Source organism: Jannaschia formosa (assembly GCF_003340555.1).
GTDB lineage: Bacteria > Pseudomonadota > Alphaproteobacteria > Rhodobacterales > Rhodobacteraceae > Jannaschia > Jannaschia formosa.
Genome location: NZ_QPLJ01000083.1, coordinates 1 through 1,612 on the forward strand (window position 1 = coordinate 1; position 1,612 = coordinate 1,612).

Below are 1,612 nucleotides of genomic sequence, written 5' to 3' on the forward strand. Positions count from 1 at the left end.
GAACGTTGGAAACTGGACCGCGCCAGAGTGGAAACCGCTAGAAATGTCGCGGCTCAACAGTCACTTGCGGAGGGATTGGCGCGCTGGGGAGGATTCGAACCCCCGACCCCTTGATTCGTAGGAATATCGCCCCCACTGAAATCATTGAGTTTTTACGCTCTTGTCTCCGTTTTGTCTCCCGTCTTGGGGGAGATTCTATGGTCAATATGATGTTGCATGAGGATTGTCAGTAGACACACCTCCCCCGCCCACTGAAATCTGTTGCCATAAAATCACGCGCTGAGTGGGGTCAGCGCCGGATCAGCTCAGTCCTTCCGGTCAAGCTTCCGTCGGACGAGGTACCAGACCACATCCCACAGAATCTTGAGCAGAAGCACCGCAAGGGCTTCCAGCATCACATCTCGCTTTGGTTGATGATCGAGGGGTGCCAGAACGACAAAAGCCCCGCACAGGGCAGGGCTTCGTCCGGACACACGTCCTCGGAGCTAGAAGTAGACTATTTTCGCGCTGCGTTCAAGAGCTGTGTTCGCTTCATGGCTTACGTTTTCAGCAGCTCAGGGTTCTCATAAATGTTGCCGATGATTTCTATAGTTTTCTCGAAGTCATCAGCTTCAATTAATTACCGGACGCTATAATGGTACTTTTTTCCATCAACATACTTGGCGCCAACTGACAAAAATCTTTCGTCAATATTGATGACAAATAAGTTGTATCCATTAACGGTTTGGTGAGCGTCTATGATGTCTCCCTCATAAATCTCTTTACCATTCTTGTCCTTGAGGCCGGTGTATTGCATGAGTATTCCACGCGCCCCTGCAATCGCATTGTTTAAGCTTCTATAATCATCATCCGTGTATGGTTCAGTTATTTCCTTACCGTCCCACGCTCTAAATTTTATCTCTATCATACTGATATGATTATGGCGCTTATAATTCTCTCTTACCTGTTCTTTTGTTCCATCTTTTGTTTGGCACCCAGTTACCATTTTTGAGCATAACTTGCTCCACAACGCACCCATTAACCTCAATAGTTCTTATTATCTCTTTCATACGTTACAATAGCAAAATTCTAAGCAATTCTCGCAATCAAAACGATAGCATTCTTCACAGAAATCATCCGTGCCGCACATATGGTCCGGTGCAGAGATCATAGGGTCGATGCAACAGTCGTTTGTACAAGGGCATCCCATAGAAAGGTTGTCTTAAGCAAACCAAAACCCTAGCCGCCTTGCGAGTGGGCAGGGTCTTGGTCGCAAGGCTAGTAAGTGAGCCGACATGCTCACCTGCTCATCGTACCACCATGAGAACATCTGTCGAACGCTGCCTGTGGATAGCGTGGCACTTTTTTGTCTCTCAAATCACGGTCACTAGGACTCAGACTCTCAAGCAGACAAGGGCTACGGTGCTGATATGAAAGGATAAGTGCGAACACCAATCAAGAGGCCCTCAACCTGGCGGTGAGAGCCTAAGATACTGCGTTTATGTGAGAAATTGGCGCGCTGGGGAGAAGTGCCAGAATCCCCATCCGTCAGTGCCTTGCGCTGGAAACCAAGGCGGAACGGTGCCGTTTCGCGTCAATACGTTAGGCCGCGCGGTGGAAACCGGGCGGGCTC

The 1,612-nt window shown here is 48.9% G+C and carries 1 pseudogene; it reads right to left on the reverse strand.

Going from position 1 to position 1,612, the window contains the following annotated elements:
• Window positions 1-538: 538 nt before the first annotated feature.
• Window positions 539-1,018: pseudogene (locus tag DR046_RS22870) on the reverse strand (YopX family protein).
• Window positions 1,019-1,612: the final 594 nt, after the last annotated feature.